This window comes from Frigoribacterium sp. CFBP 13605, assembly GCF_014839405.1.
GTDB lineage: Bacteria > Actinomycetota > Actinomycetes > Actinomycetales > Microbacteriaceae > Frigoribacterium.
Map to the genome: position 1 here is coordinate 1 of NZ_JACYNS010000033.1, position 24,695 is coordinate 24,695.

Genomic DNA, 24,695 nt, shown 5'->3' on the forward strand with positions numbered 1-24,695 from the left:
CCCGCCCCGCGACGCCCGGGTGCCCCGGGCGCGACCCCTCCCCGCCGCCTGGCACTGCTCGGGGTGCTCGTGCCGGCCGCCGTGCTCGCCGCCTGGGTGCTCGCCACCACCGTCGGCGGAGTGCCCTCGTACCGCCTGCCGTCCCCTGCGGACGTGGCGCGGGCAGGAGTCGACCTCGCCGCCACGGGTCAGCTCGGCCTCTACGTCGCCATCTCGGTGCAGCGGGTGCTGATCGGGTTCGTGGTCGGGTCCGTGATCGGGCTGGTCGTCGGCGCCGTCGTCGGGTTGTCGCGGGTGGGCGAGGCGTTGCTCGCGCCGTCGATCGCGGCCGTGCGGGCCGTGCCGTCGCTGGCCTGGGTGCCGTTGCTGATCCTGTACCTCGGCATCGGCGAGGACTCGAAGGTGACGTTGATCGCGATCGGTGCGGCGTTCCCCGTCTTCACCACGGTCGCGGGGTCGCTGCGGCACGTCGACCCGCAGCTCGTCGAGGCCGGACGCGCCTACGGCCTGCGGCGGGTGTCGCTCTTCACCCGGGTGCAGCTGCCGGCCGTGCTGCCCTCGCTCGTGTCGGGGCTGCGGCTCGCGCTGGCGCAGGCGTGGCTGTTCTTGGTCGCGGCCGAGCTGATCGCGTCGTCGATGGGCCTCGGCTTCCTGCTGACCGAGTCGCAGTCGAACGGACGCGTCGACCGGATCTTCCTCGCCATCGTCCTGCTGGCGCTGCTCGGGACGCTGAGCGACACCGTGCTGAACGTCGTGCAGCGCGTGGCGCTGCGGCGCTGGCGGTAGGCCGCGGGCCGCAGGCCGCAGGCGGCGGGCGGTCTGCCGCGCCGTCCGCGTATGACGCCAAGCGGTGGTCACTGCGCCAGGACTAAGCCTGGCGCGGTGACCACTTCCTGGCGTCGTGGCCCGCCCCACCCCGCCACGAGGTACACACGCCGCCACGACATCGCGTGGCGGCGTGTGTACCTCGTGGCGGGATGCAAGCCGAGCACCTGCCGTCCGCACGCCGCGCGCGCTGCCCGGCCAGCGCCTCCTACCTTCGCCCCGTCCGCACGCCGCGCATCCTGCCCGCCCCGCGCCTCCTGCGCTCCGCTCCTTGCCGCCCTGTAGGCGGACCTACCCGGGGAGGCTGTGCCGACCACCGCAAGCTGTGCTGAATGCCGCCCGCGGGTCGCGGCCCGCGGGCTCTGCTGCCCGCCGCGAGCTGTGCCGCCGGCCGCCCGCCGCCCGCCGCCGCTGGCCGCTGACCGGTGGCCGCATGTTGCCCTTACGCCGCGACCCGCCGCCGCTCCCGCCCGCGCATCACCACGACGACCGCCACCATCGCCGCGAGCGCCAGCCCCACGATCACCGGGGCTCCGACGTCGACGGCGCTCTCGAGCCCTCCGCGGGTCGCCTGCGCCCCGAGCCACAGGGCGGTCGCCCCCTGCACCAGGTAGGCGACGAGGTACACGGCCGACAGCGTCCCTGCCCGGTGGTGCTCCGGAGCGAATCGCGACACGATCCCCAGCCCCGACGCGAAGAAGAGGCTGTAGCCGACGCCCGACAGCACGCAGAACGCCAAGAACAGGCCCAACGACTGCTGTGCAGCGGCCAGCACCAGTGCCGTGAAGCTGAGCGCCGTCGCCCCCGCCGCCACGACGACGGCGACGACCACCGGGACGCGTCGTGACGCCAGCGCCACGACCGCGATGACCACCATCGACAGGGCGATCACCGCGCCGGTCACGAACGCGTTGTCGCTGCCGATCAGTGTCACGCCGATCTCGGCACCGAGCGAGAGGACCACGGCCCCGAGAGCGTAGGAGGCGCTGACACAGACGGCCGCGGCGCCCACCGCCCCGAGGAGCGCGCGCGGCACGCTCGGCCACCGTGGCCTCCAGCGCCCGGCCAGCGCGTCCCGGTCCCGCGGCAGCCGCCAGACGAGGACGAGCACGCCCACCTCGACGATGAGCAGAACCCAGTACGTGAGGTGCAGCGGTTCGGGCGCGTACTGGACGAGCGCTCCGCCGAGCAGCGTCGCGAAGACGAGGCCCACGGCGGTGGAGGCGGTGCTGATGGCTCCGGTGCGCGCTGAATTGACGGGACCGGCGATGTCGATCATCGCGGCGGTGGCGGGGCTGAGCGACAGGCCGACGCCCAGGCCCATGAACGCTCGGCCGACCAGCACCCAACCGACGTCCGGCGCCAGCGCGAACAGCAGCACACCGACGATGGACGCACTCACGCCGAGCAGGATGCTCGCCCGCCGACCGATCGTGTCGCTGAGGCTGCCGAAGACGAGCAGCACGACGACGAGGACGAGCGGGTAGACGGCGAAGATCGCGGTCGTGACGAACGGCGTCAGCTGCCAGTCGGTCGCGTAGAGCGGGTAGACCGGCGTCGCGGCGCCGCTCGTCCACAAGGCGAGGGCGAGGACGGAGGCGCAGGTCCAGAACGCGCGCCGGTCCGGCCCGTCGGGACGGACGGAGGCAGCGAGGTCACGGGGCATGACGGCGACGCTAGCACCCTGGATACGAAAAGCCTATCGAGGTAGGGTGTCGGCATGGCTTCTCGTGGACCCCTGGACCCGCGCTGTGGCATCGCGCGCAGCCTCGACCTGCTCGGTGAGCGCTGGGCCCTGCTCGTGGTGCGGGAGGCACTGCTCGGGCACACCCGGTTCTCGCAGTTCCGGGCGCGGCTCGGCCTGTCGCCCGACGTGCTGACGGCCCGGCTCGAGTCGCTCGTCGCCGCCGGCGTGCTCGAGCGCTCGACCTACCGGGAGGACGGGGCCCGTGAGCGCGTCGAGTACCTGCTGACCGACGCCGGCCGCGACCTCTCCCCCGTGCTGGCCGCCCTCGCCGTCTGGGGCGACGAGCACGATCCTCACCCCGACGGCGCCGCACGGCGGTTCAGCGTCGCCGGGTCGGGTGAACCCGTGCGGGTCGCGTTCGTCACGGGCGACGGCCGCGAGGTCGAGCCCGCCGACGTCGAGATGGTGCTGAGCGCGAGCGACTAGGCCCCGCCTCCTCGGGCCTGCGGCCGTTGCCGCCGGCCCACCTGCCTGCCTTCGCCCGGCTGTCGGTCCACCCGCCAACCCCGCAGCCCCGCCTGCGAGCCCGCCTGCCCGCCACGAACTAAACACCCCGCCACAGAATCGAATGGCGGGGTGTTTATCTCGTGGCGTGGCGTGGTGACAGGAGTCCGGACTCTCAGCCCGTGCTGTCGACCGCGTCGGGCTTCGCCGGTCGCGGGAAGGCCGCTCGCATGTGGTCGCTCGTGAGGAGGTCACCGATGCCGATCATCAGCAGCGAGAAGACGATCTGTTCGACGACCATCCACCCGGGGTAGAGCCCGGGGATGGTCGCGATGATCAGCGTCACGATCGGGAAGATGCGGCTGAACAGGCGGAGGCGCGAGTAGGCCCAGTAGTAGCCGAGCTGGGCGCGCCAGGCGAAGACGTACAGCGAGGCGGTGATGAACAGGACGACCGTGGAGCGGAACCACACGGCCCACGGGACGTGTTCGCCTCGGCTGGTGAGGACGGCGGCGATGAAGATGGCGGTGAGCCCGACGACGGTCTCGCCGAACAGGAGCCACCGGATGCCGACGAAGCTACGGACCGTGCGCGGGTGCCGCTGCATGTCCTCGTGGATGACGTAGCCCGAGTGTCGACCCCCGGCCAGCCGGTCGAGCTGCAGCCGCTGCCACACCCGGTCGGCCGCGGCCGACAAGCCCAACCCCGAGGAGGCGCGGTGCCACAGCCCAGTGCCCGTCACCCTCGCACCCCGTCCGCTCGTCTCACGAACACCAATGGTGCCCTACTCCGCCCTCAGAACAGACCATCCTCTGCCTGCCCGGGCTGCAGCATGAAGCACCACGAACTCGACGACACCTGGACCTTCGAGCGGCCCGTCCATACCCTGACCGAGTAACGAGTGCCGTCCTCGCTCATGACAATGAGGCGCTCGCTCTCGCCATCGGGGGAAAGTTGGCGATTGGTACTGAACGCCTCGTCGTCAGCAAGCTCCGCCTCCAGTCCCTCGAAGTAGCCCTGTTCCTCCGGAACGGTCGAGTACTCGACAGTGGTCGAGCCCGTCCACTGGAATCGACCGTCCGAACACGACATCAGGACGCCGTCCGGCGGTTCGAGGATTCCGACTATCTGATCCTCAGGACCCATCGACGCGAAACGTCGCTGGACATCCATGATGTCCCGTCTCAGGGCCGGCAGGTCTACTCGATCGGTCTCTTCGTCCATGTAGAGCGTCCTTTTCGCGTTGTCATGCATTTCGGTGTTGCAGCCCGATAGGCCGATCAATCCAAAGACGAGGGCAGCTGCCACGCACACTCCGCGTCGCCTAGTCATGCTGTTCCTCATAGATCTCGTCCGTGAGCGCATCGCGCACCGGTGCATTGTCGTCACTCGATCGAGCGACGAGCGCATGGTTGTCGTCCAGCTTCCAGACCGGGGTGTAGCTTGCCCCGGTCTGCTCGAGTTCCACGTCATGCGGACTCTGGTAGTACCCACGCGAGTCGAAGTCGTCGGACCGGTTCGGGTTCCGCCCGCCCCAGACACCACCGGTTGACTGGGCCTCCATCAGGAAGTCCCAGTAGCTGTAGTCGGTGTAGGTCGTGCCCGCTCGCGGCTCCCACTCCGGCGGCATCCCGGCACCCGCGAGGGAGATCACCTTGTCGTACGTGGCCCCATGGACCTCGGCGGACGTGATGTTCGCCAACCCCCAACTGTGCCCGATGGCCACGTCGCGGTATCCGGGTTCCGTTCTGATCGGATCCACGGCCAGCCCCCGCTGGAAGTCGTACAGCGACTTGCTCGTCCCGCGCGCGAATTCGGGGTCGTTGGCCTGCGCGAAAGCCCCGACGAATTCGGCCGGGTTCTTGCTGCCTTCGGCGCCACCCGGGAAGACTCCGTCCTTGAAGACGAACGCCACGGACGTTCCATCCGGATCATTCGCCTCCAGCCACTTCGCCATCTGCTGCAGACTTCCGTTCTTCCCGTAGAACGAGTCCATGTTCGTCAGCGTCCCCGGCACGTAGGTCAGCACCGTCCTGGTCGATTCGTTCCAGTCCCCGATCATCTCGATGATGCGACTCTTCGACGGATCGAAGAGGTACAGCTGAACCGTCGGCGGCTCCGCCACCGCTCGCCCGAGGTACGCGCGTTCGCGCGCCAGTGCGGCCAGCAGCTCATCGTCGCCTTGCAGCCCCCGCCGCCCGATCGGCCCCACCATCTCGTCGATCTCGGCCATCCGCCGCTTCGCGTTGAACACGTTCGCCGCCACCCGTACCGACGGCGGCAGACCGTCGAGGGCCCCGATGATCGCCGGAGCCCCTCGCACCAGTGCCACCTGCACCGCGGTCAGCCCATCAGCGTTCCGCGCACCCTGCTGGCCGAGCTCGTCCCACCAGGCCCGCACCCGCTCGGGATCGGCCAGGAACGCCTCGTCGACCAGCTCGGGGTGCTGCTCGAGCAAGATCGTCAGCTCCGTGGCCGAGAGCCCTGCCAGCAGCGCCAACAATTCTTCGGACGACCCCGCGGCCAGGGCCTCCCCGGTGACCTGCGGCAGGGACCCCATCGCCTCGGGGCTCTGCAGCGCGGCGATGCACCGACGATCGGCCGCAGCCCGCTCTTCGACCAGGTCGGCCCACAAGCCCGCGACGACCTCGAGCTCGCGTTGCTCGTCGTCGATGCGACGCTGCAAGGTCGACCGTTCACCCGAGCGGTACTCGGACTCCACGACGATGCCGATCAGGTCGTCCCGCGCCGCGTCCTGCGCCTCACGCATGATCGTCTTCAAGGCGACCCCCGTCGAGAGGATGTTCTGCTCGGCCATCGCGCGCCGCGCCTCCAGGGTCTGCTGAGACCCCTGGATCAACGACACGTCGACCGCGTACGCCTCGAGCGCCGCCGCGTGGTGCTCGAGGCCCCGAGCCACAGCAGTCACCTCGGCGGACACGTCCGTCATGGACGCGACGAACTGCTCGCCCGAGCGTCCCCGCCAGCACTCGGCACCCCAGCTCGCCGCCTCGGCCAACCGGTAGGCCGCCACCTCGAGATCGTCGACCTCGGTCCGCCTCGTCGTCGCGAGCTGCCGGATGCCCTCGACCGACCCGACCCCCGGGCCGGCGTCGGCACTCATTTGGACCCCACCCCGGCCAGGTCGTCCACCGGCACGTCAGCGGCCAGGTCGTCCACCGACAAGCCGGCGGCGAGCCGCGACTCCACCTGCTCGAACTCGCGCACGAACGTCGTCGTGAAGTCGCCCACCGCCTGGATCGCCTCGACGGCCAACCCCGCCCGTCTCACCAGCTGCCCCGTCGCCTCGTCGAGGACCCCCGCCACGCTCGGTGAGCCGACGTCGGCCGCCGACCCGAGCGTCAGCGTCGCCGACACCTCGGCGTCGACGGCCGCCGTCGACACCCGCCACGCAACCGACGTCAGCGTCTTCTCGTCCACCACCAGGTCTGCCATGCACCCTCGCCCTCCATCATGCGACATTCACATATCGCTGCCGATGGGAGCCACCCTAGCAATGCAGAACGCCCGGTGTGGAAACGATCCACAACCGGGCGTTCAGTCCACAGGCGGGCCTGCGGGCGGTGCCGTTCCGTCGACGGGACGGGCACGGGAGAAGGACTACGGGCGCTTGCGCTTCTCGCGGACGCGCATGTTGACTGTGATGGGCGTCCCCTCGAAGCCGAAGATCTCGCGCAGGCGTCGCGTGATGAAGCGACGGTACTGCGGGTCGAGGAACCCGGTCGTGAAGAGCACGAAGGTCGGCGGGCGGTTCGCGGCCTGGGTCCCGAACAGGATGCGCGGCTGCTTGCCGGACCGCAGCGGGTGCGGGTGCTCGGCGACGAGCTCGGCGAGCAGGGCGTTGAACTTGCCGGTCGGGATGCGGGTGTCCCACGACTCGAGCGCGAGCTCGAGGGCGGGCACGAGCTTCTCGAGGTGACGACCCGTGCGGGCCGAGATGTTCACGCGCGGGGCCCACGACACGTGGTCGAGGTCCTGCTCGATCTCGCGCTCGAGGTAGCGGCGACGGTCGTCGTCCAGCAGGTCCCACTTGTTGAAGGCGAGCACGAGCGCGCGACCCGACTCGAGCACGAGGTCGATGATGCGCAGGTCCTGCGTCGAGATCTGCTCCGTTACGTCGATCACGACGACCGCGACCTCGGCCTTCTCGAGCGCGGCCGAGGTGCGCAGCGACGCGTAGAAGTCGGCGCCCTGCTGCAGGTGGACGCGCTTGCGGATGCCGGCGGTGTCGACGAAGGTCCACACGCGACCGGCGATCTCGACCTGCTCGTCGACGGGGTCACGGGTCGTGCCGGCGAGCTCGTTGACGACGACGCGCTCTTCGCCCGCGGCCTTGTTCAGCAGCGAGCTCTTGCCGACGTTCGGTCGACCGAGGATCGCGACGCGACGAGGGCCGCCGATCTCTTGCTTGGCCACGGTCGAGACCGCGGGCAGCTTGGTCATGCACAGGTCGAGCAGGTCGGCGACGTTGCGACCGTGCAGCGCCGACGCGGGGAAGGGCTCGCCCAGCCCCAGCGACCACAGTGACGCGGCTTCGAGGTCTTTCCGGGCGTCGTCGCTCTTGTTGGCGACGAGGATGACCGGCTTGTGCGAGGCACGGAGCATCCGCACGACGGCCTCGTCGGTGGCGGTCGCCCCGACGTTGACGTCGACGACGAACAGCACGGCGTCGGCCAGGTCGACCGCGATCTCGGCCTGCATCGCGACCGAGCGGTCGATGCCGATCGCGTCGGGCTCCCATCCGCCGGTGTCGACGAGCGTGAAGCGGCGTCCGCCCCATTCGGCCTTGTACGAGACGCGGTCGCGCGTGACGCCGGGCTTGTCCTCGACGACGGCCTCGCGCCTCCCGAGGATGCGGTTGACCATGGCGCTCTTGCCGACGTTCGGTCGGCCGACGATCGCCAGCACCGGCAGGGCCGGGGCGTAGGTGAGTGCGTCGGGGTCCCAGTCGGCCCCCTCGAGGACGTCGATGTCGCCCTCGTCGAGGTCGTAGTCGGTCAGGCCGGCGCGGAGGGCTCGGGCGCGCTGGTCGGCGTCCTCGTCGGGCATCGTCTGGATGCGGTCGACCATCTGCTCGTCGAGCTCGGGGTACTTGTCGTCGTCTGCCATGGGGCTTCCTTAAGAAATGGGGGTGCTCGCTCGCACGAGCTCGACCACGGCCTGCACGGTCTGGTCGAAGTCGAGTTGGGTGGAGTCGACGGTGGAGACGCCGGGTGCGGCGGTCATGAAGTCGACGACCTTGCTGTCGAGCCGGTCGCGGGTCGAGAGCTGCCGAGCTGTCTCTTCGGCACTCTGCCCGGTCACCTCGGCCGAACGCCTGGCCATTCTAGCGGCTTCGCTCGCGGTCAACAGGATTCTGACCTGGGCATCCGGTGCGACGACGGTCGTGATGTCGCGCCCCTCGGTGACGATGCCCGGCTTGTCGGTCGACGCGATGATGCGGCGGAACAGGTCGACCATGAAGCGGCGGACCTCGGGCAGCTTGGCCACGTGGCTGACGGCGGTCGTCACGCGTGGCGTGCGGATCTCGTCGGTGACGTCGCGACCACCGATCGTCACCGAGGAGGCGCGGGCCGGGTCGATCCCGATCGCGTAGTGGAACGTCGGCAGCGTCGCGATGACGGCCTCGGCGTCGTCGAGGTCGACGCCGCTGTCGAGCGCGTGCAAGGCGAAGGCCCGGTAGGCCGCCCCGGTGTCCTGGTAGTCGAAGCCGAGGGAAGCTGCGGAGGCGCGGCTGACGCTCGACTTGCCGCTTCCGGCCGGCCCGTCGACGGCCACGACCACGTGGCGGTGCACGGCCTCGGCGGTCTCGGCCCGCAACTCTTCGACGTGGGCCTCGCCGGCGGGACCTCCGACGCCGTGCTCACCCGGCGAGCGCTCGGGGTCGACGTCCGACGAGCCGACGGGGCTCGTGCCGCCCTGGTCGCCGCTCACGCGAACGCCCCCACGACGGTCCAACCCCGGGTCTCGAGTTCGGTGACGAGTCGGTCTTCTTGTTCGGGCACGATCGATACCTCCGCGAGTCCTACCTGTGCGCCCGGCGAGTGCTCGAGCCGCAGATCTTCCAGGTTGACGCCGATCTCACCGATCTCGGTGAGCAGGCGGGCCAGTTGCCCGGGAGTGTCGTCGACCATGACGATCACCGAGCTGAACTGGGTCTGTTGCCCGTGCTTGCCGGGCAGACGGGCGACGCCGACGTTGCCGGCGCCGATGCTCTCGGCGACGGCGCGGCGACTGCCCGGCGCGTCGGGTGCCTCGAGGGCCTCGACGACGCGGTCGAGGTCGGCGCGCAGGTCGCGCAACACGACGGCCACGCGGGAGGCGTTCGCCCCCAGGATCTGCGTCCAGAGCGCCGGGTCGCTGCTCGCGACCCGCGTGACGTCCCGGACGCCCTGACCGGCGAGGCCGAGCGAGGCGTCGGGTGCGTCGCGCAGACGCGTCGCCATGAGGGAGGCGACGACCTGCGGCGCGTGGCTGACGAGGGCGACGCCGGCGTCGTGTTCCTCCGGCGTCATCTCGATCGGGGTCGCTCCGAGGTCGAGCGCCAGGTCTTCGACGGCGGCCGCCCGACGGTACGTGATGTCGTCGTGCCCCGCGATGACCCAGGGGCGGCCGACGAAGAGGTCGGCGCGAGCCGAGACGGCTCCCCCGCGTTCGCGGCCGGCCATGGGATGCGAGCCGATGTACCGCGACACGTCGGCGCCGCGCGCACGCAACTCGGCGAGCGGGGCGACCTTGACCGATGCGACGTCGGTCACGAGCGCCTGGGGCCAGGCGTCGAGTTCGCGCGCGACGATGTCGCTGGTGACGTCGGGCGGCACGGCGACGACGACGAGCCCGGGGGCGTCGCCGTCGGCCGGGGGCCGCCCGGCGCCGTAGTCGACGGCGAGGCTGCGCGCCGCCGGTGACACGTCGTCGAGGATCACGTCGACCCCGTGCTGACGCAGACGCAGACCGATGCTGGCACCGAGCAGACCCGAACCGACGATGCGCACCTGGCCTGCCAGCCGGCGGCTGCCCGCCGTCAGCGCGCCGACCGTCGAAGGGTCGGCCGGCGGCGCGTCCGCGAGCGGCGCGTCAGACCCGAAGGCGTCGTCGGATGAGGAGGCGCGGTGCGCGTCGGTCACGACCGTCCGCCCCCTCGGGGACCACGTCCCCCGGCGTCGGGTCGGCCACGGTGCGGACGGTCGCCGCCACGGTCGTCACGACCACCGCGGTCGTCGCGCCCACCACGGTCGTCGCGGCCTCCGCGGTCGTCGCGCGGGCCACGGGCGGGTCCGCCACGCGAACCCCCGCGGTCGTCGCGTTGCTCACGGCCCTGGTAGCCGCCGCTGCGGGCCCCGTCGCGGCCTGCACGGTCGTCACGACCCTGGTAGCCACCGCGCGAGCCACCGCGGTCGTCACGACCCTGGTAGCCACCGCGGGAGTCTCCGCGGTCGTCACGCTGTTCTCGTCCCTGGTAGCCGCCACGCGACGCACCACGGTCGTCGCGACCCTGGTACCCACCGCGCGAACCACCGCGGTCGTCACGACCGGCACGATCGTCACGTCCGCCTCGGTCGTCGCGGCCCTGGTACCCGCCACGCGAGCGCCCACGGTCGTCGCGCGAATCGCGCCCACCCGTGTAGCCACCGGCACCGGCACGACGGTCGTCACGCGCGCCACGGTCGTCTTCGCCCCGCTCCGCTGCGCCGCGGTCGACCCATCCGCGGTTGGTCGCCTTGCCGCCGGCACGGATGCCCGAGGGGCGTCCGGTGCGCGGGTCGCGGTTGGCGTCGCGGTTCGGGTACCCCGCCGCGCGCTCTTCACCAGGGCTCAGCGGACGGTCTCCGCCACCTCGAGGCGCACGGTCGTCGCGCGAGACGAACCCGCCTCGCGAGCCGCGATCGTCGCGTGACACGAACCCACCGCGATCGTCACGACCGCGGCCGTCGTCGTTCCGCCCCTGGTACCCCGGTCGTGCTCCACTGCGGTCGTCACGTCCCTGGTACCCGCCACGGGCCGGACGCTCGTCGCGTCCGCGGCCGTCGTCGTTCCGCCCCTGGTAGCCGCCACGAGCCTCGCCGCGGCCGTCGTCGTTGCGGCCCTGGTAGCCACCACGAGATCCACCGCGGTCGTCACGTCCCTGGTACCCGCCGCGAGCGGGACGCTCGTCACTGCCGTGGTAACCGGTGCGAGCCGGTCGCCCCTCGCGTCCGCGACCGTCGTCGTTGTTGCCCTGGTAGCCGCGCACGGGACGCTCGTCGCCCGAGCGTCCGTCGTGCCGGTTGCCCTGGTACCCACCTCGGGTCGGGCTCTCGTCGCGTTGACCGCGGCGCGCCTCCTGCTCTCGGCGGACCTGCGCCCGGCGCGAGGTCGACTCGGCCTGGTCGCGGGCCGCGGCACGGCGACGCTCGGCACGGGCATCGGTCGCGGGGTCGTACTCTTCGTCGTCCTCGTCGTAGTAGTCCTTCTCGACCTCGTCGTCGGCGAGGGCCAGCTCGACGACGTCGGCCTCGTCGACGGGGGCGTCGGGGCTCTCGGTGATCGGGGCGGCGTCGACCGTCGAGTCGGCCGTGGCGTCGCGCGAGATGGTGAGGATGGCCCCGAGCTCGACCTTGGTCAGCGAGCGCATGTGGCCGACCTTGAGCGTGCCGAGGTGCAGCGGGCCGAACGACCGGCGCACGAGGTCGATGACCGGGTGGCCGACGGCCTCGAGCATGCGACGGACGATGCGGTTGCGCCCGGAGTGCAGGGTGATCTCGATCAGCGACGAGTCGGACGAACGCGAGAGACCCGCGCCACCGGCGACGAGCGTCGCCTTGTCCGCCGCGATCGGGCCGTCGTCGAGTTCGACGCCGGTCATGAGCTCGTTGAGCACGGCGGGCGTGACGACGCCCTTGACCTTCGCGATGTACGTCTTGGTGACGCCGAACGACGGGTGCGCGAGAACGTGCGCGAGCTCGCCGTCGTTGGTCAACACGAGGAGGCCGCTCGTCTCGACGTCGAGGCGGCCGACGTTGAAGAGGCGCTCTTCGTACTGCTCGGTGAACTGGCGCAGGTCGGGCCGGCCGTTCTCGTCGCTCAGGGTGCTGACGATTCCGACCGGCTTGTTGAGCATGACGTAACGGCGCGTGGCGTCGAGCTGCACGGCGCTGCCGTCGACGACGATCTTGTCTTTGGTCGGGTCGATGCGGCGGCCGGGTTCGGTGACGACCTTGCCGTTCACCGTCACCCGCCCGGCGGCGATCATGTCTTCGCTGACCCGGCGCGAGGCCACGCCCGCGGCCGCCATGACCTTCTGCAGGCGCTCGCCCGAGGCCAGCTCGGAGTCGTCGGAGGAGAACTGACTACGCGACATCGTCGAAACCCCCTTGGCCGTCCGAGAGCAGGGGCGAGATGAGCGGCAGCTCATCGAGCGAGTTGATGCCGAGATGGGTCAAGAGGAGGCCTGTCGTTTCGTAGTTGATGGCGCCTGTCTCGGGGTCGGTGGACGACTCCGTGATCAGACCGCGACCCAACAGCGTACGGACGACCGAGTCGACGTTGACCGCCCGGATCTGGGCGATGCTGCTGCGGGTGATGGGTTGCTTGTAGGCGATGACCGCCAGCGTCTCGAGAGCCGCTGAGGACAGTTTCGTCGGGTTCTGCGTCAGCACGAAATCGCGCACGACCGGATCGTGCTCGTCACGGACGTAGAATCGCCAGCCGCCACCGACCTCACGCAGCTCGAAACCCCGTCGGGTCGTGCCGTCGACACCGTCGAAATCGGCCACGAGCGTCGTGATCGCCTGCCGCACCGCGGCGACGGGTGCGCCGACGGCGGTCGCCAGGTCGACGAGCGACTGCGGCTCGTCGGCCACCATCAACAACGCCTCGAGACGACGTGCGACGGCATCGGGTGACGACGGCGACTCGTCGACGGCCTGGACCACGTCGTCGTCGGCCGTGTCGACGGACGAGGAGGCGCGGGTCGCGTCAGCCCTCATAGTCGGCCCCCAGCGCCGCGAGGTTCTCTTCGGTCCAGGTCTCGGCCACCCAGCGCACGCTGAGTTCACCGAGCGGCTCGACCTGATCGAACGAGATGGACGCGTGGCGGTACAACTCGAGCAGCGCGAGGAACCGGGCGACGACGACGCCCTTCTCGTCGATTCCCGCGACGAGCTCGCGGAAGGTGAGGACAGACCCACGACGGAGCAGCGCCACGACGACGGCCGCCTGCTCGCGGATGCTGACCAGGGGGGCGTGGAGGTGGTCCAGGCCGACCGTGGGTGTCTCGCGCGGCGTCAGCGCGAGGGTGGCGAGCGCCGCGAAGTCGTCGGGCGAGAGCGTCCAGACGAGCTCGGGGGTCGTGACGCGGTACTTCTGTTCGAGCCGCACCGAGCGGGCGTGACGCGCCGCCTCGGCAGCGCCGTGCTGGGCGAACCACTCGGCGGCCTGCTTGAAGGCCCGGTACTGCAGCAGCCGGGCGAAGAGCAGGTCGCGCGCCTCGAGGAGGGCGACGTCCTCGGCGTCGACGAGCTCGCCCTGGGGCAGCAGCCCCGCCACCTTGAGGTCGAGAAGCGTCGCCGCGACGACGATGAACTCGCTGGCCTGGTCGAGGTTCTCGTCGGTGTCGATGCGACGGAGGAACGACAGGAACTCGTCGGTCACGGCGCTGAGGGCGACCTCGGTGATGTCCATCTCGCGCCTGCTGATCAGCGAGAGCAGCAGGTCGAACGGCCCGCTGAAGTTCTCGAGCCGCACCTCGAAGCCCGGCGAGACCTCCGGGCCCGCGAGGGCGGTCTCGTCGGCGCCGGCCTCGGCGGTCGCCGACTCAGGCCGCGGCACCACGCGCGATCAGCTCTCGGGCCAGCTGGCGGTAGGCCTGCGCCGCCGGGTGCTCGGGGGCGAACTTGGTGATCGGGGTGCCGGCGACCGAGGCGTCGGGGAACTTCACGGTGCGGCCGATGACGGTCTCGAGCACCTGGTCGTCGAACGCCTCGACGACGCGTTCGAGCACCTCGCGGCTGTGCAGGGTGCGCGAGTCGAACATGGTCGGCAGGATGCCGTCGAGGGTGATCGCGGGGTTGAGCCGGTCGCGCACCTTCTCGATGGTCTCGACGAGCAGGGCGACGCCGCGGAGGGCGAAGAACTCGCACTCGAGCGGGATGAGTACGCCGTGCGCCGCGGTGAGGGCGTTGACCGTCAGTAGGCCGAGCGAGGGCTGGCAGTCGATCAGGACCACGTCGTACTCGTCGCTGACCTGGCGCAGGATGCGCGCGAGGATCTGCTCGCGGGCGACCTCGTTGACGAGGTGCACCTCGGCGGCGGAGAGGTCGATGTTGGCCGGCATGACGTCGAGGTTGTCGACGCGGGTGGGCACGATGACGTCGTGCGCGTCCTTCACGGCACCGATCATCAGGTCGTAGATCGTGGCCTGGTCGTGGGACTGCACGCCGAGGCCGGCCGTCAGCGCACCCTGCGGATCGAAGTCGATGGCCAACACGCGACGGCCGTACTCGGCGAACGCGGCGCCGAGGTTGATCGTCGTGGTGGTCTTGCCGACGCCGCCCTTCTGGTTGCAGAGGGTGATGATGCGGGCCGGGCCGTGGCTCGACAGGGGCGCGGGAGTCGGGAACTCGGTGCGCGGGCGCCCGGTGGGGCCGTTCGCGGGGACGGTCGCCGGAGCGCTCTCGAAGAGGGCGGGGGTGCTCGAGGTCGGCTTGGTGCTCACGGGTACGAGAGTACCGGCGCCCCCCGACGCCGACGGGCTGCCGCGCCCGGCCCGTCACCAGGAAGCCTCATGCCTTGCTTGAGGGTTTTGCCTGGTCAGCGCCAGGTCGGGGCCGGGTCGGCCTCGGGTCCCCGCCTGGTGGGCGCCGGGTCGACGTCTGGTCGTCGCCGGGTCGTCACGCGGGTGACGACGCCCACCGGGCACGCGGGTGCGCCGTCGCGTAGACGTCCCGCAGCGCGTCCGCCGTCACCAGCGTGTAGATCTGCGTCGTCGCGACCGACGAGTGCCCGAGCAACTCCTGCACGACCCGGACGTCGGCCCCGCCCTCGAGCAGGTGCGTCGCGAACGAGTGCCGCAACGTGTGCGGCGACACCTCGATGCCGAGCTGGGCCCGGTCGGCCGCCGCCTGGATGATCAGCCACGCGTTCTGCCGGGACACCCGGGCCCCGCGCGTGCCGAGGAACAGCGCGGGCGTCGGGTCTCCCCGCGGCGAGAACACCGGTCGGGCCCTCACCAGGTAGGCGTCGAGCGCCCGGCGCGCGTAGCTGCCGAGCGGGACGACGCGCTGCTTGTTCCCTTTGCCGAACAGGCGCACGACGTCGCCCTCGATCACGTCGTCGACGTTGAGCGACACGGCCTCGCTCACACGTGCCCCCGTCGCGTAGAGCAGCTCGAGCAGGGCCTTGTCGCGCAGTCGGGTCGGTTCGTCACCGTCCGTCGCGGCGAGCAGCGCCTCGACCTGACCCACCGAGATCGCCTTGGGCAGACGACTCGGCAGCTTGGGCGGCCGGGTGGTGGCTGCCACGTCCGCCGCGACCAGCCCCTCCTCGAGCGCGAAGCGGTGGAAACCGCGCACCGACGACAACACCCGGGCCACCGAGGAGGCGCCGAGCGGCTTCTCGGCGCGGGTCGCCAGAGCCGCGGGGAACGTCGCGACGTCCGCGGCCTCGACCTCGTCCAGGGTGCGCCGTCCGGCCTCCGCCAGGTGCGCTCGCCAGAGGACGAGGTCGCGGCGGTACGCGGCGGTCGTGTTCGGGCTGAGGCCACGCTCGACCGAGACGTGCCTCAGGTACCTGTCCAGCGCCTCCTCGATCGTCACGAGGTCAGGCTACGGCCGGGACCGCCGTGCCACCTCGGCGACGCACGCCTCAGCGGGACGCGACCGCGGCGAGCGCCGCGATGCTGAGGATCGAGTTGTGCAGCCGGCCGGCCAGCACTCCGTCGACGATCTCGTCGAGCGAGACCCAGCGCTTCTCGATGTCGGCTTCTTCGTCGCTCCGCTCGAACGCGTCCGCCGTGGCGCCGACGCCGGTCGCCCGGAAGACCGTGACCATCTCGTCGTTGCCGCCGGGTGTGGTGTGGAACGAGACGAGCTCGTCCCAGTTCGTCGCCTGCAGGTCGGCCTCTTCGGCGAGCTCGCGCTTCGCGGCGTCGAGCTTGCTCTCACCCTCGGCGTCGAGCAGGCCGGCGGGCAGTTCCCAGTCGCGGGAGCGGATCGGGTGCCGGTACTGCTTGATCACGAGCACGCGCTGCTGGTCGTCGACGGCCAGCACCGCCACGGCACCGGTGTGCGCGACGTACTCGCGCACCATCGGCGAGCCGTTGTAGTCGACGGTGTCGCGCTTGACGTTCCAGACCGCGCCTTCGAAGACGACCTCGGACTTCGTGATCGTCGGCGACGCCGGTTCGTCGGCGAGCGGCTCACCGGTCGCGTCGGTCACGCCACGACCTCGGCGGCGTCGGCTTCGTCGGCGAACAGCTTGCTCGCATCGTGGCGCTCGAGCGACGCCGCCACGAGCCCGGCGAACAGCGGGTGTGCGTCGTTGGGGCGGGACCGCAGTTCGGGGTGGGCCTGCGTCCCGATGTAGAACGGGTGGACGTCGCGGTCGAGTTCGACGTACTCGACGAGCGTGCCGTCGGGTGAGGTGCCCGAGAAGCGCAGGCCCGCGTCGGCGATCTGCTGACGGTACTGGTTCGAGACCTCGTAGCGGTGACGGTGACGCTCGGACACCAGCTCGGACCCGTAGAGGTCGGCGGCGAGCGAACCCGGCGTCAACGCGGCCGGGTAGAGGCCGAGGCGCATGGTGCCGCCCAGGTCACCGTCGGCGATGATGTCGACCTGCTCGGCCATGGTCGCGACCACCGCGTACTCGGTGTCGGGGTCGAACTCGGACGAGGAGGCGCCGGTCAGGCCGGCCTCGTTGCGCGCGTACTCGATGACCATGCACTGCAGGCCGAGGCACAGGCCGAGTGCCGGCAGGCCGTTCTCGCGGGCGAAGCGCAGCGCACCGAGCTTGCCCTCGATGCCGCGGATGCCGAAGCCACCGGGCACGCAGATGCCGTCCACCTGGCTGAGGGCCTTCGCGGCGCCCTCGGCGGTCTCGCAGTCGTCGGAGGGGATCCAGGTCAGCGACACCTTGGTCTGGTGTGCGAACCCGCCGGCCTTGAGGGCCTCGGTGACCGAGAGGTAGGCGTCGGGCAGGTCGATGTACTTGCCGACCAGGCCGATCGTGACCTCGTGCTTCGGCTCGTGGACGGCGGTCAGGACGGGCTGCCAGCCCGACCAGTCGACCTCGCCGGCCTTCTCGTCGAGGCCCAGGTGGTCGATGATGTACGCGTCGAGCCCCTGGTCGTTGAGCATGGCCGGGATGTCGTAGATGCTCGCGACGTCCTTCGCGTTGACCACGGCGTCCTCGTCGACGTCGCACATCAGGGCGATCTTCTTCTTGTTGCTCTCGCTGACCGGACGGTCGCTGCGCAGCACGAGGGCGTCGGGCTGGATGCCGATCGAGCGCAGGGCCGCGACGCTGTGCTGGGTCGGCTTGGTCTTCTGCTCCCCCGACGCGCCCATGTAGGGCACGAGGGAGACGTGCACGAAGAAGACGTTCTTGCGACCGAGCTCGTGGCGCACCTGACGGGCGGCCTCGATGAACGGCTGGCTCTCGATGTCGCCGACCGTGCCGCCGACCTCGGTGATGATCACGTCGGGCTTGGGGTCGTCGTCGGCCTGCTGGCGCATGCGCCGCTTGATCTCGTCGGTGATGTGCGGGATGACCTGCACGGTGTCACCGAGGTACTCGCCGCGTCGTTCCTTCGCGATGACGGTCGAGTAGATCTGCCCCGTCGTGACGTTCGCCGACTGGCCGAGGTCGATGTCGAGGAACCGCTCGTAGTGGCCGATGTCGAGGTCGGTCTCGGCGCCGTCGTCGGTGACGAAGACCTCACCGTGCTGGAACGGGTTCATGGTGCCCGGATCGACGTTCAGGTACGGATCGAGCTTCTGCATGACGACCCGCAACCCGCGGGCCGTGAGCAGATTGCCCAGGCTGGCGGCCGTCAGGCCTTTTCCGAGGGAGGAGACGACGCCTCCGGTGACGAAGATGTGCTTCGTCGTGCTGGCATCTGGACCCGAGTTCTCAACGTTCACCACGGGATTCCATCCTATGTCACACCGAGCCGTTCCGACAGACCACGCCTGTTACGAACGTGTGTCGGCCGTGGCCGGTCGTCGGGCCGACGAGGCGAGTTCGAGCAGTTCACGGGCGTGTTCGAGACCGCTGGAGCTGTCGGGCAGCCCTGAGAGCAGACGGGCCATCTCGGCGACGCGCTCGTCGCCCTCGAGCTGGTGCACGCTGCTCGCCGTCACCTCGCCCGAGGCGTCCTTCACGACGCGGAGGTGGTTGGTGGCGAACGCGGCGACCTGGGCCAGGTGCGTCACCACGATGACCTGTGCCCGTTCGGCGAGCGCCGCCAGGCGTCGGCCGATCTCGATCGCGGCCGAACCGCCGACGCCGGCGTCGACCTCGTCGAAGACGAAGGTGGGCACGTCGCTCGACCCGGCCATGACGACCTCGAGCGCGAGCATGACGCGCGAGAGTTCGCCGCCGGACGCGCCCTTGCCGAGGGGGCGGGGCTCGCTGCCGGGGTGCGGCCTCAGCAGGAGCGACACGACGTCGCCGCCGCTCGTCCCGAGCTCGTCCCGAGGCGAGACCTCGACGACGATCTCGGCACCGGTCATGGCGAGGGCGCTCAGCTCGGCGCTGACCCGCGTCGAGAGGTCGGCCCCGGAGGCGCGGCGCAGGTCCCCGAGGACGCCCGCCCGTCGTTCGGCCTCGGCCCGCAGCTCGGCGACCTCGTCGTCGAGGTGCGCGAGGCGGTCGTCGTCGCCGTCGAGCTCGACCAGGCGTCGGCTGCCGTCGTCGAGGAGGCGGATGACGTCGTCGAGGGTGGGGCCGTACTTGCGGACGAGCCCGGCGAGGTCCGCGCGGCGGGTCTGCACCGACTCGAGTTCGACGGCCACGTCGGCGTCGAGGGTGCCGAGGTAGCTCGACAGGCGGGAGGCGGATTCGCCGACCTGCACGCTGACCTCGGCCAGCAGGTCGGCGATGGGCTCGAGCGCCGGGTCGTGCGGGGCGACGCGTTCGATCTGACGGCGTGCCTCCTCCACGAGGGAGACGACGTCGCGGGTCCCGTCGACCGCGTCGGTCGAGAGCACCTCGTGGGCGAGGCCGGCTGCCAGCCTGAGGTCTTCGGCGTTGCTGAGTCGCTCGGCCGCGGCATCGAGCTCGTCGAGTTCGTCGGCCACGGGGGCGAGGCCTTCGATCTCGTCGATCGCGGCCCGCAGGGTGTCGGCCTCGTCACGTCGGGCGTCGCGGTCGCGGGTGATCTCGTCGAGTTCTGCTCGGGCGGCCAGCCAGGCGTCGTACGCGCCACGGTAGTGTGCGGCGGCCTCGGCGAGGGCGGCCCCGCCGTGCGCGTCGACGGCCGCGCGTTGGGCGGCAGCGGACTTCAGTCGGATCTGCTCGGACTGGCCGTGGACCACCACGAGGTGGTCGGCGAGGTCGCCGAGCACGCCGATCGGGGCCGTGCGTCCGCCGACCACCGCACGGCTACGTCCCTCGGCCGAGACCACGCGACTGAGGAAGAGCTCGCCGTCGTCGACGTCGCCGCCCGCGTCCCGGACGCGCTCGACGATGGCCCCCTCGGCAGGGACCAGCCAGCGCCCGTCCACGACGGCCTGGGGGCTGCCCGAGCGGACGACGCCGCTCTCGGCACGCTGACCGAGCAGCAGGCCGAGCGCCGAGACGACCATGGTCTTGCCCGCCCCCGTCTCGCCGGTGACGGCCGTGAAGCCGGGGCCGAGCGGCAGGGTCGCGCGACCGATCACGCCGAGGTCGCGGATCGAGATCTCTTCGATCATCGGTCGCCCTCGCGGGCCGGATCGGACGTGGTCGGGGTGATGGTGGCCCCGACGGCGACGTCCTCGACGGTGGCCGGTCCGCGCCAGCCCGTGACGGGGAGCTGGAACTTGGCCACGAGGCGATCGGTGAACGGGCCCGTCCGCAGGCGGGCCAGTCGCACGGGCTGGTCGGAGCGGCTGCACTCGACCCGGGCCCCCGGGGGCAGGTCGTGCTCGCGGCGACCGTCACACCACAGGATGCCGCGAGCGTCCGTGCGGCTCAGCACCTCGACGGCGAGCACCGAGTCGGGCCCGACGACGAGTGGTCGGGCGAAGAGCGCGTGGGCGCTGAGCGGCACGAGCAGCAAGGCCTGCACGGCAGGCCACACCACCGGGCCGCCGGCCGAGAACGAGTAGGCCGTCGAGCCGGTCGGCGTGGACATGACCACGCCGTCGCAGCCGAACGACGACAGGGGACGACCGTCGACCTCGATGACGACCTCGAGCATGCGCTCGCGTGAGGCCTTCTCGACCGTGGCCTCGTTCATGGCCCAGGTCTCGTAGACGACCTCGTCACCGTTGGTGACCTTGACGTCGAGCGCGAACCGCTCCTCGACCTCGTAGTCGGCCGCGAGGACGCGGGCGACGGTGTCGGCCATCTCGTCGCGCTCGCTCTCGGCCAGGAACCCGACGTGGCCGAGGTTGACCCCGACGATGGGAGCGCGGGTACCGCGGATCAACTCGGCGGCACGGAGGATCGTGCCGTCGCCACCCAGGACGATGACGCATTCGAGGTCGTCGCAGGCCACGCCGTCGAACAGGATCTCGACGTCGTCGATGGCGGCCGTGGGCTGGGCCCGACGGATGTCGTCCCACTCGTCGCGGGGAAGGACGGGAACCACACCGGCGTCGCCCAACAACCCGCAGACCTCGAGGGCGGCGTCGATGGAGTCGGGACGCCCCGTGTGCGAGACGACCAGGATGTGTCGTGTCGAAGAGATGTCGTTCACCCTCTCGTCAAGCTGTCGGCCGTGCTGAGCCATTCTGTCGGATTCGTCCCGACCGAGGCCGAGAAGTGCACACAGTACTCGCGGTTGCCCGAGCCGCCGACGATCGGGGACGAGATGAGCCCGGCCGTGCCGAGCCCCAGGTCGTGGGCGGCCCACAACACCGTGGTGACGGCCTCGTTCCGCAGCACGGGGTCGAGCACGAGACCCTCCCGGACGCCCTGTCGGCCGACCTCGAACTGCGGCTTGATCAGCAGGACGAAGTCGTTGTCCACACCCACGCTCGCCACGAGTGCGGGCAGCACCATCGTCAGGGAGATGAACGACACGTCGGCCACCACGAGCGACACCGAGGAGGCACGGGTCGTCAACGCCGCGAACCGCTCGGCCGTCAGGTAGCGCGCGTTCTCGCCCTCGACGATCGTGACTCGCGGGTCGAAACGAACCGGGTTGGCCAACTGACCGTGGCCGACGTCGAGGGCGACCACGTGCTCGGCCCCGCGCTCGAGGAGGACCTGCGTGAACCCGCCCGTGGACGCTCCGACGTCGAGGGCCGTCCGGCCCGTGGGGTCGACCCGGAACGCGTCGAGCGCACCCAGGAGTTTGTGTGCCGCACGACTCACGTAGTGGTCGAGGCCGGCGACGGCGACGTCGTCCGACTCGCCCACCCGAGCGGACGCCTTGACCACTCCCACGCCGTTGACGGTCACCAATCCGTCCGACAACAAGCGGGCGGCATGCGTCCGTGACCGGGCGAGACCACGCCGGGCGAGGACCGAGTCGAGTCGATCCCCCGGCGCTTCGGCGGCCGTCATCGACCGCCCTGACCGATGTCGTCGGTGGTGCCCTCGAGCACGGCGCGGAGCTCGTCGTGGATCGCGGCGAAGGCCTCGGCCCGCGAGGACAAGGGGAGGGACTCGATGCCCGACAGCTGCTCGGCGGACGCCACCTGCGCCTCCTGACGGTCTGCGGCGTCCACGACGTCGAGGTCGGTGTCGCCGCGGACGGTCGCGTCGGGATGGTCGCTCATGGTGCCGTCCAGACTAGCCGCCGCCCCTGACGGTCGGGTCGGGAGCGATCAGCCGTCGGCGTGCAGCTTCGGGTCGACGTCGAGCCCGTAGATGGCCTTGCCTGTCCCCCACACCGCGGCGGCCCCCGCGCGCAGCAGGTCGACGGGGTCGCCTCCGTCGGACAACACCCGCACCACGTGACCGCGGACGGCGACGCTCGCCCCACGGACCGTGACGACGTGCACGTCCTCTTCGTCGTGTTCGACGGTGTCGGGATACGGCTGGTCCAACTCACGGAGGTCGCCGACGATGAAGTCCGGCCGGGACTTCGCGTCGGCGGCGAGCACCTGCTTCGCGCCGTCGATGCCGGTCAGCACCAGGATCGAGACGAGTCCCGCGGCATTCGCGCCGACGATGTCGGTGTCGAGCCGGTCCCCGATGAACGCGGCCTTCGTCGCCCCGAACCTCTCGACGGCCGCGGTGAAGATCGGGGTCTCGGGCTTGCCGGCGGTCACGGGCAGGCGCCCGACGGCCGTGTGGACCGCGGACACCAGCGTTCCGTTGCCGGGCGCGACACCACGCTCCTGCGGGATCGTCCAGTCCGTGTTCGTCGCGATCCACGGGATGCCCGTGTGCAAGGCGACGGACGCCTCGGCGAGCTGCGCCCATCCGACGTCAGGGCTGAAACCCTGCACGACCGCCGCGGGCGCGTCGTCGGCCGAACGGGTGACGACGAAGCCCTCGGCCTCGAGCACCGACGTCAGGCCCTCGCCGCCGACGACCAGCACCGTCGAGCCGGCGGGCACGGCATCGACGAGGAGGCGCACGGCGGCCTGCGGGGACGTCACCACGTCGTCCGCGTCCACCTCGAGTCCGTAACCGGCCAGTTGACCGGCCACCGTCTCGGCGGTCCGCGACGCGTTGTTCGTGACGTACCCGACGCGACGGGTACGAGCCAGGTCCGTCAGGCTCTCGACCGCGTGGTCGATGGCGTGCCGCCCCCGGTAGACGACCCCGTCGAGGTCGGCGAGGACGGTGTCGACGCCGTCGAGAGGCGTCACCGCGTCAGGCACGGTGGTCGTCGACGTGGTCCGTGCCCTGCGGGGTCGTCTCGGGATCGGCAGTCTCATCGTGGTGGCCCTGCTCCTCGTCGTGCTGCTCGTCCGCGCGGTCGTCCGGACGCTGCTCGGGTCCGTCGAGGTCGTCGGCGCCGCCCTGGGACTCCCCTGGCACGCCGTCGGGCTCGCCGAGCGCCAGCTCACCGGGCTCGTCAGACATCGGTTCATCCGACTCTTCGATGGTCAGCTCACCGGGCTCGTCGAGGGCGACGGGTCGTTCGTCGGAGAATTCGACGTCCTCCTCGACGATCTCCACGGTCTCGCCGTCGGCGCCACCGTGTTCGAGGGCCGCGAGAGCGTCCTCGGCCCGGTCGGCGAGTTCGAGCCACTTCTCCCCCTCGTCGGGGCGACCCAGATCCTCGAGGACCGTGCCGTAGGCGGCGAAGAGGGCCGGGCTGTAGCTGAAAGCCTTCGTCCGGTCGAGTTGGGGGATCTCGAGCTCGCCCAGAGCAGCTTGGGGTTGGCCGAGGTCGAGACGGGCACCCGACATCGCGATGGCCAGTGAGACGCGCACCTGGACGTCGAGTGTCGACACGTCGACGGACCGCCCGAGCTCGAGCGCCCGCTCGGGACGACCCAGACCTCGTTCACTGTCGACCATGAGAGGCAACTGGTCATCACGGCCCGAGATGCGACGGTAGGTGCGTAGTTCGCGGAGGGTGAGGGCGTAGTCCCCCACCTGGTAGGCCGTGATGGCGATCGTCTCGCGGACGACGGAGATGCGCCCGGCCCGACGTCCTGCCGAGAGGGCGTGCTTGTGGGCCTCCTCCGGGTCCTCGTCGATCAGACGACCAGCCATGACCAGGTGCTTGGCCACCCAGTCCGCGTTCTCCTTGCTGAGCGTCTTGAGCTCACCACGGGCGACCTTGTCCAGATCACGGGGCTCGACGTCATCCGGGACGTGCGCGACCTCTTGCGCCGGACGGACCGACTTGATGCCGAACGGGTCACGGTCTTCCGGGGTCTCGCGGGGCGTCCAGCCCTCTCGACGATCACCACGTCCCGTCGAACCGGTACGAGGCCCTGCTCCGCGACGATCGTCGCCACCCGGGCGACCACCGCGCTGCGGACGGTCGCCCGACGACGGACGATCTCCCCGCTGAGGCCGGTCACCATACGAGGGACGATCCCCTCGCTGGGGCCGATCACCGTAGGGCGGACGATCCCCGCGCTGTGGCCCGCCGCTCGAGGGTCGCCCCCCGCTGGGGCGTCCGTTGAAGGGACGTCCCTCGGACGGACGCTCGCCGCGCGGAGAACGCCCGCCGGCCGGGCGATCGCTCGACGATCGGCCCCGGTCACCGAATGAGGGCCGGCCTGTGCCCCCACCGCGGTTCGCCCCACTGCTGCCAGAGCCCGAGGAGGGACGGCGTGGGCCGTCCTTGCGGTCGTCGTCGTCGCGATCAGTCACCGAAGTGCTCCTCTGTTGTTCTCTGCCAGCTGTCGAGTTGTGAAGGGTCGACTCTACCAAAGCGACCACGACTGCAGGAGGCGCGGTTCGGCTGGGCGAGAATCGTCCCGTAACGCAGAAAAGCCGCCCCAACTGGGGCGGCTCTTCTGGTGTTTCGTGTGCTGTTCGCACTAAAAGGAGTCCGGCGGTGTCCTACTCTCCCACAAGGTCCCCCTTGCAGTACCATCGGCGCTGAGAGTCT

At 70.9% G+C, this 24,695-nt stretch carries 22 protein-coding genes and 1 pseudogene; 2 read left to right on the top strand and 21 right to left on the bottom strand.

The annotated features are described in order from the left end of the window. A partial coding sequence (locus IFT36_RS08630; RefSeq protein ID WP_200412894.1) for an ABC transporter permease occupies positions 1-786 on the top strand: 786 nt, incomplete at its 5' end. Between the two features lie 481 nt (positions 787-1,267). Here the strand turns inward: IFT36_RS08630 and IFT36_RS08635 are convergent. Then, positions 1,268-2,491: an MFS transporter gene (locus tag IFT36_RS08635; RefSeq protein WP_200412895.1), complete on the bottom strand. Its 1,224-nt coding sequence runs from the start codon at positions 2,489-2,491 to the stop codon at positions 1,268-1,270. A gap of 54 nt (positions 2,492-2,545) precedes the next feature. Between IFT36_RS08635 and IFT36_RS08640 the strand changes: the two genes are divergently transcribed. Beyond that, entirely contained in the window at positions 2,546-2,998 is a 453-nt protein-coding gene (locus tag IFT36_RS08640; RefSeq protein WP_159825209.1) for a winged helix-turn-helix transcriptional regulator, read from the top strand. A 193-nt stretch (positions 2,999-3,191) separates the two neighbouring features. Here the strand turns inward: IFT36_RS08640 and IFT36_RS08645 are convergent, their stop codons facing one another. The 20 genes and pseudogenes from IFT36_RS08645 to IFT36_RS08740 form a co-directional block, all read right to left on the bottom strand. Continuing rightward, on the bottom strand, positions 3,192-3,758 hold the full coding sequence (locus IFT36_RS08645; protein WP_267659560.1) for a hypothetical protein: 567 nt from the start codon (positions 3,756-3,758) through the stop codon (positions 3,192-3,194). Positions 3,759-3,811: 53 nt separating this feature from the next. Beyond that, positions 3,812-4,324 (bottom strand): hypothetical protein, encoded by a 513-nt coding sequence (locus IFT36_RS08650; protein ID WP_200412896.1) that lies wholly within the window; start codon positions 4,322-4,324, stop codon positions 3,812-3,814. A gap of 16 nt (positions 4,325-4,340) precedes the next feature. Next, a complete protein-coding gene (locus IFT36_RS08655; RefSeq protein ID WP_200412897.1) occupies positions 4,341-6,140 on the bottom strand; it encodes a hypothetical protein in 1,800 nt (599 codons plus the stop codon). Then, positions 6,137-6,472, bottom strand: a complete 336-nt coding sequence (locus tag IFT36_RS08660) for a hypothetical protein (RefSeq protein WP_200412898.1) — start codon at positions 6,470-6,472, stop codon at positions 6,137-6,139. Before IFT36_RS08660 ends, IFT36_RS08655 begins: the two co-directional genes overlap by 4 nt. A gap of 165 nt (positions 6,473-6,637) precedes the next feature. Beyond that, complete coding sequence (gene der / locus IFT36_RS08665; protein WP_369794368.1) at positions 6,638-8,107, bottom strand: ribosome biogenesis GTPase Der; 1,470 nt, start codon at positions 8,105-8,107, stop codon at positions 6,638-6,640. 48 nt (positions 8,108-8,155) lie between these two features. Further along, positions 8,156-8,833 carry a (d)CMP kinase gene (cmk, locus tag IFT36_RS08670; RefSeq protein ID WP_056044916.1) on the bottom strand — a complete coding sequence of 226 codons (678 nt, stop codon included), beginning with the start codon at positions 8,831-8,833 and terminating at the stop codon, positions 8,156-8,158. 134 nt (positions 8,834-8,967) lie between these two features. Then, a complete protein-coding gene (locus IFT36_RS08675) occupies positions 8,968-10,065 on the bottom strand; it encodes a prephenate dehydrogenase (RefSeq protein ID WP_056044918.1) in 1,098 nt (365 codons plus the stop codon). Between the two features lie 1,517 nt (positions 10,066-11,582). After that, positions 11,583-12,377 (bottom strand): annotated as a pseudogene (locus IFT36_RS08680) (pseudouridine synthase); the annotation flags it as partial. Continuing rightward, positions 12,367-13,005 (bottom strand): SMC-Scp complex subunit ScpB, encoded by a 639-nt coding sequence (scpB, locus tag IFT36_RS08685; RefSeq protein ID WP_200412899.1) that lies wholly within the window; start codon positions 13,003-13,005, stop codon positions 12,367-12,369. The gene scpB and the pseudogene IFT36_RS08680, both read right to left, overlap by 11 nt. Beyond that, on the bottom strand, positions 12,995-13,849 hold the full coding sequence (locus tag IFT36_RS08690) for a segregation and condensation protein A (RefSeq protein ID WP_200412900.1): 855 nt from the start codon (positions 13,847-13,849) through the stop codon (positions 12,995-12,997). Before IFT36_RS08690 ends, scpB begins: the two co-directional genes overlap by 11 nt. Beyond that, the gene (locus IFT36_RS08695; protein ID WP_056044876.1) at positions 13,833-14,732 is read right to left on the bottom strand and encodes a ParA family protein; all 900 of its coding nucleotides are present in this window, start codon (positions 14,730-14,732) and stop codon (positions 13,833-13,835) included. Before IFT36_RS08695 ends, IFT36_RS08690 begins: the two co-directional genes overlap by 17 nt. Positions 14,733-14,907: 175 nt before the next feature. Then, positions 14,908-15,831 (bottom strand): site-specific tyrosine recombinase XerD, encoded by a 924-nt coding sequence (xerD, locus tag IFT36_RS08700; RefSeq protein WP_200412901.1) that lies wholly within the window; start codon positions 15,829-15,831, stop codon positions 14,908-14,910. Between the two features lie 49 nt (positions 15,832-15,880). Then, the gene (locus tag IFT36_RS08705; RefSeq protein ID WP_159825197.1) at positions 15,881-16,453 is read right to left on the bottom strand and encodes an NUDIX domain-containing protein; all 573 of its coding nucleotides are present in this window, start codon (positions 16,451-16,453) and stop codon (positions 15,881-15,883) included. Further along, on the bottom strand, positions 16,450-18,159 hold the full coding sequence (locus IFT36_RS08710; protein ID WP_159825496.1) for a CTP synthase: 1,710 nt from the start codon (positions 18,157-18,159) through the stop codon (positions 16,450-16,452). Before IFT36_RS08710 ends, IFT36_RS08705 begins: the two co-directional genes overlap by 4 nt. 51 nt (positions 18,160-18,210) lie before the next feature. Continuing rightward, the gene (gene recN, locus IFT36_RS08715) at positions 18,211-19,932 is read right to left on the bottom strand and encodes a DNA repair protein RecN (RefSeq protein ID WP_192123910.1); all 1,722 of its coding nucleotides are present in this window, start codon (positions 19,930-19,932) and stop codon (positions 18,211-18,213) included. Continuing rightward, positions 19,929-20,912 (bottom strand): NAD kinase, encoded by a 984-nt coding sequence (locus tag IFT36_RS08720; RefSeq protein ID WP_236556878.1) that lies wholly within the window; start codon positions 20,910-20,912, stop codon positions 19,929-19,931. Before IFT36_RS08720 ends, recN begins: the two co-directional genes overlap by 4 nt. A gap of 5 nt (positions 20,913-20,917) precedes the next feature. Next, positions 20,918-21,733, bottom strand: coding sequence for a TlyA family RNA methyltransferase (locus IFT36_RS08725; RefSeq protein WP_200412902.1), 816 nt, complete (start codon positions 21,731-21,733; stop codon positions 20,918-20,920). After that, on the bottom strand, positions 21,730-21,948 hold the full coding sequence (locus tag IFT36_RS08730) for a hypothetical protein (RefSeq protein ID WP_056044884.1): 219 nt from the start codon (positions 21,946-21,948) through the stop codon (positions 21,730-21,732). Before IFT36_RS08730 ends, IFT36_RS08725 begins: the two co-directional genes overlap by 4 nt. Before the next feature lie 48 nt (positions 21,949-21,996). Then, positions 21,997-22,989, bottom strand: coding sequence for an HAD-IIA family hydrolase (locus IFT36_RS08735; RefSeq protein ID WP_307785069.1), 993 nt, complete (start codon positions 22,987-22,989; stop codon positions 21,997-21,999). 4 nt (positions 22,990-22,993) lie between these two features. Further along, a complete protein-coding gene (locus tag IFT36_RS08740) occupies positions 22,994-23,845 on the bottom strand; it encodes a hypothetical protein (RefSeq protein ID WP_200412904.1) in 852 nt (283 codons plus the stop codon). Positions 23,846-24,695 lie beyond the last annotated feature (850 nt).

Excerpts from the sequence above, each read along its gene's own strand:
- IFT36_RS08635 (WP_200412895.1), bottom strand. The coding sequence starts at position 2,491 with ATGCCCCGTGACCTCGCTGCCTCCGTCCGTCCCGACGGGCCGGACCGG.
- IFT36_RS08640 (WP_159825209.1), top strand. The coding sequence starts at position 2,546 with ATGGCTTCTCGTGGACCCCTGGACCCGCGCTGTGGCATCGCGCGCAGC.
- IFT36_RS08655 (WP_200412897.1), bottom strand. The coding sequence starts at position 6,140 with ATGAGTGCCGACGCCGGCCCGGGGGTCGGGTCGGTCGAGGGCATCCGG.
- IFT36_RS08660 (WP_200412898.1), bottom strand. The coding sequence starts at position 6,472 with ATGGCAGACCTGGTGGTGGACGAGAAGACGCTGACGTCGGTTGCGTGG.
- der (WP_369794368.1), bottom strand. The coding sequence starts at position 8,107 with ATGGTCGACCGCATCCAGACGATGCCCGACGAGGACGCCGACCAGCGC.
- scpB (WP_200412899.1), bottom strand. The coding sequence starts at position 13,005 with ATGAGGGCTGACGCGACCCGCGCCTCCTCGTCCGTCGACACGGCCGAC.
- recN (WP_192123910.1), bottom strand. The coding sequence starts at position 19,932 with ATGATCGAAGAGATCTCGATCCGCGACCTCGGCGTGATCGGTCGCGCG.
- IFT36_RS08725 (WP_200412902.1), bottom strand. The coding sequence starts at position 21,733 with ATGACGGCCGCCGAAGCGCCGGGGGATCGACTCGACTCGGTCCTCGCC.
- IFT36_RS08730 (WP_056044884.1), bottom strand. The coding sequence starts at position 21,948 with ATGAGCGACCATCCCGACGCGACCGTCCGCGGCGACACCGACCTCGAC.
- IFT36_RS08740 (WP_200412904.1), bottom strand. The coding sequence starts at position 23,845 with ATGGCTGGTCGTCTGATCGACGAGGACCCGGAGGAGGCCCACAAGCAC.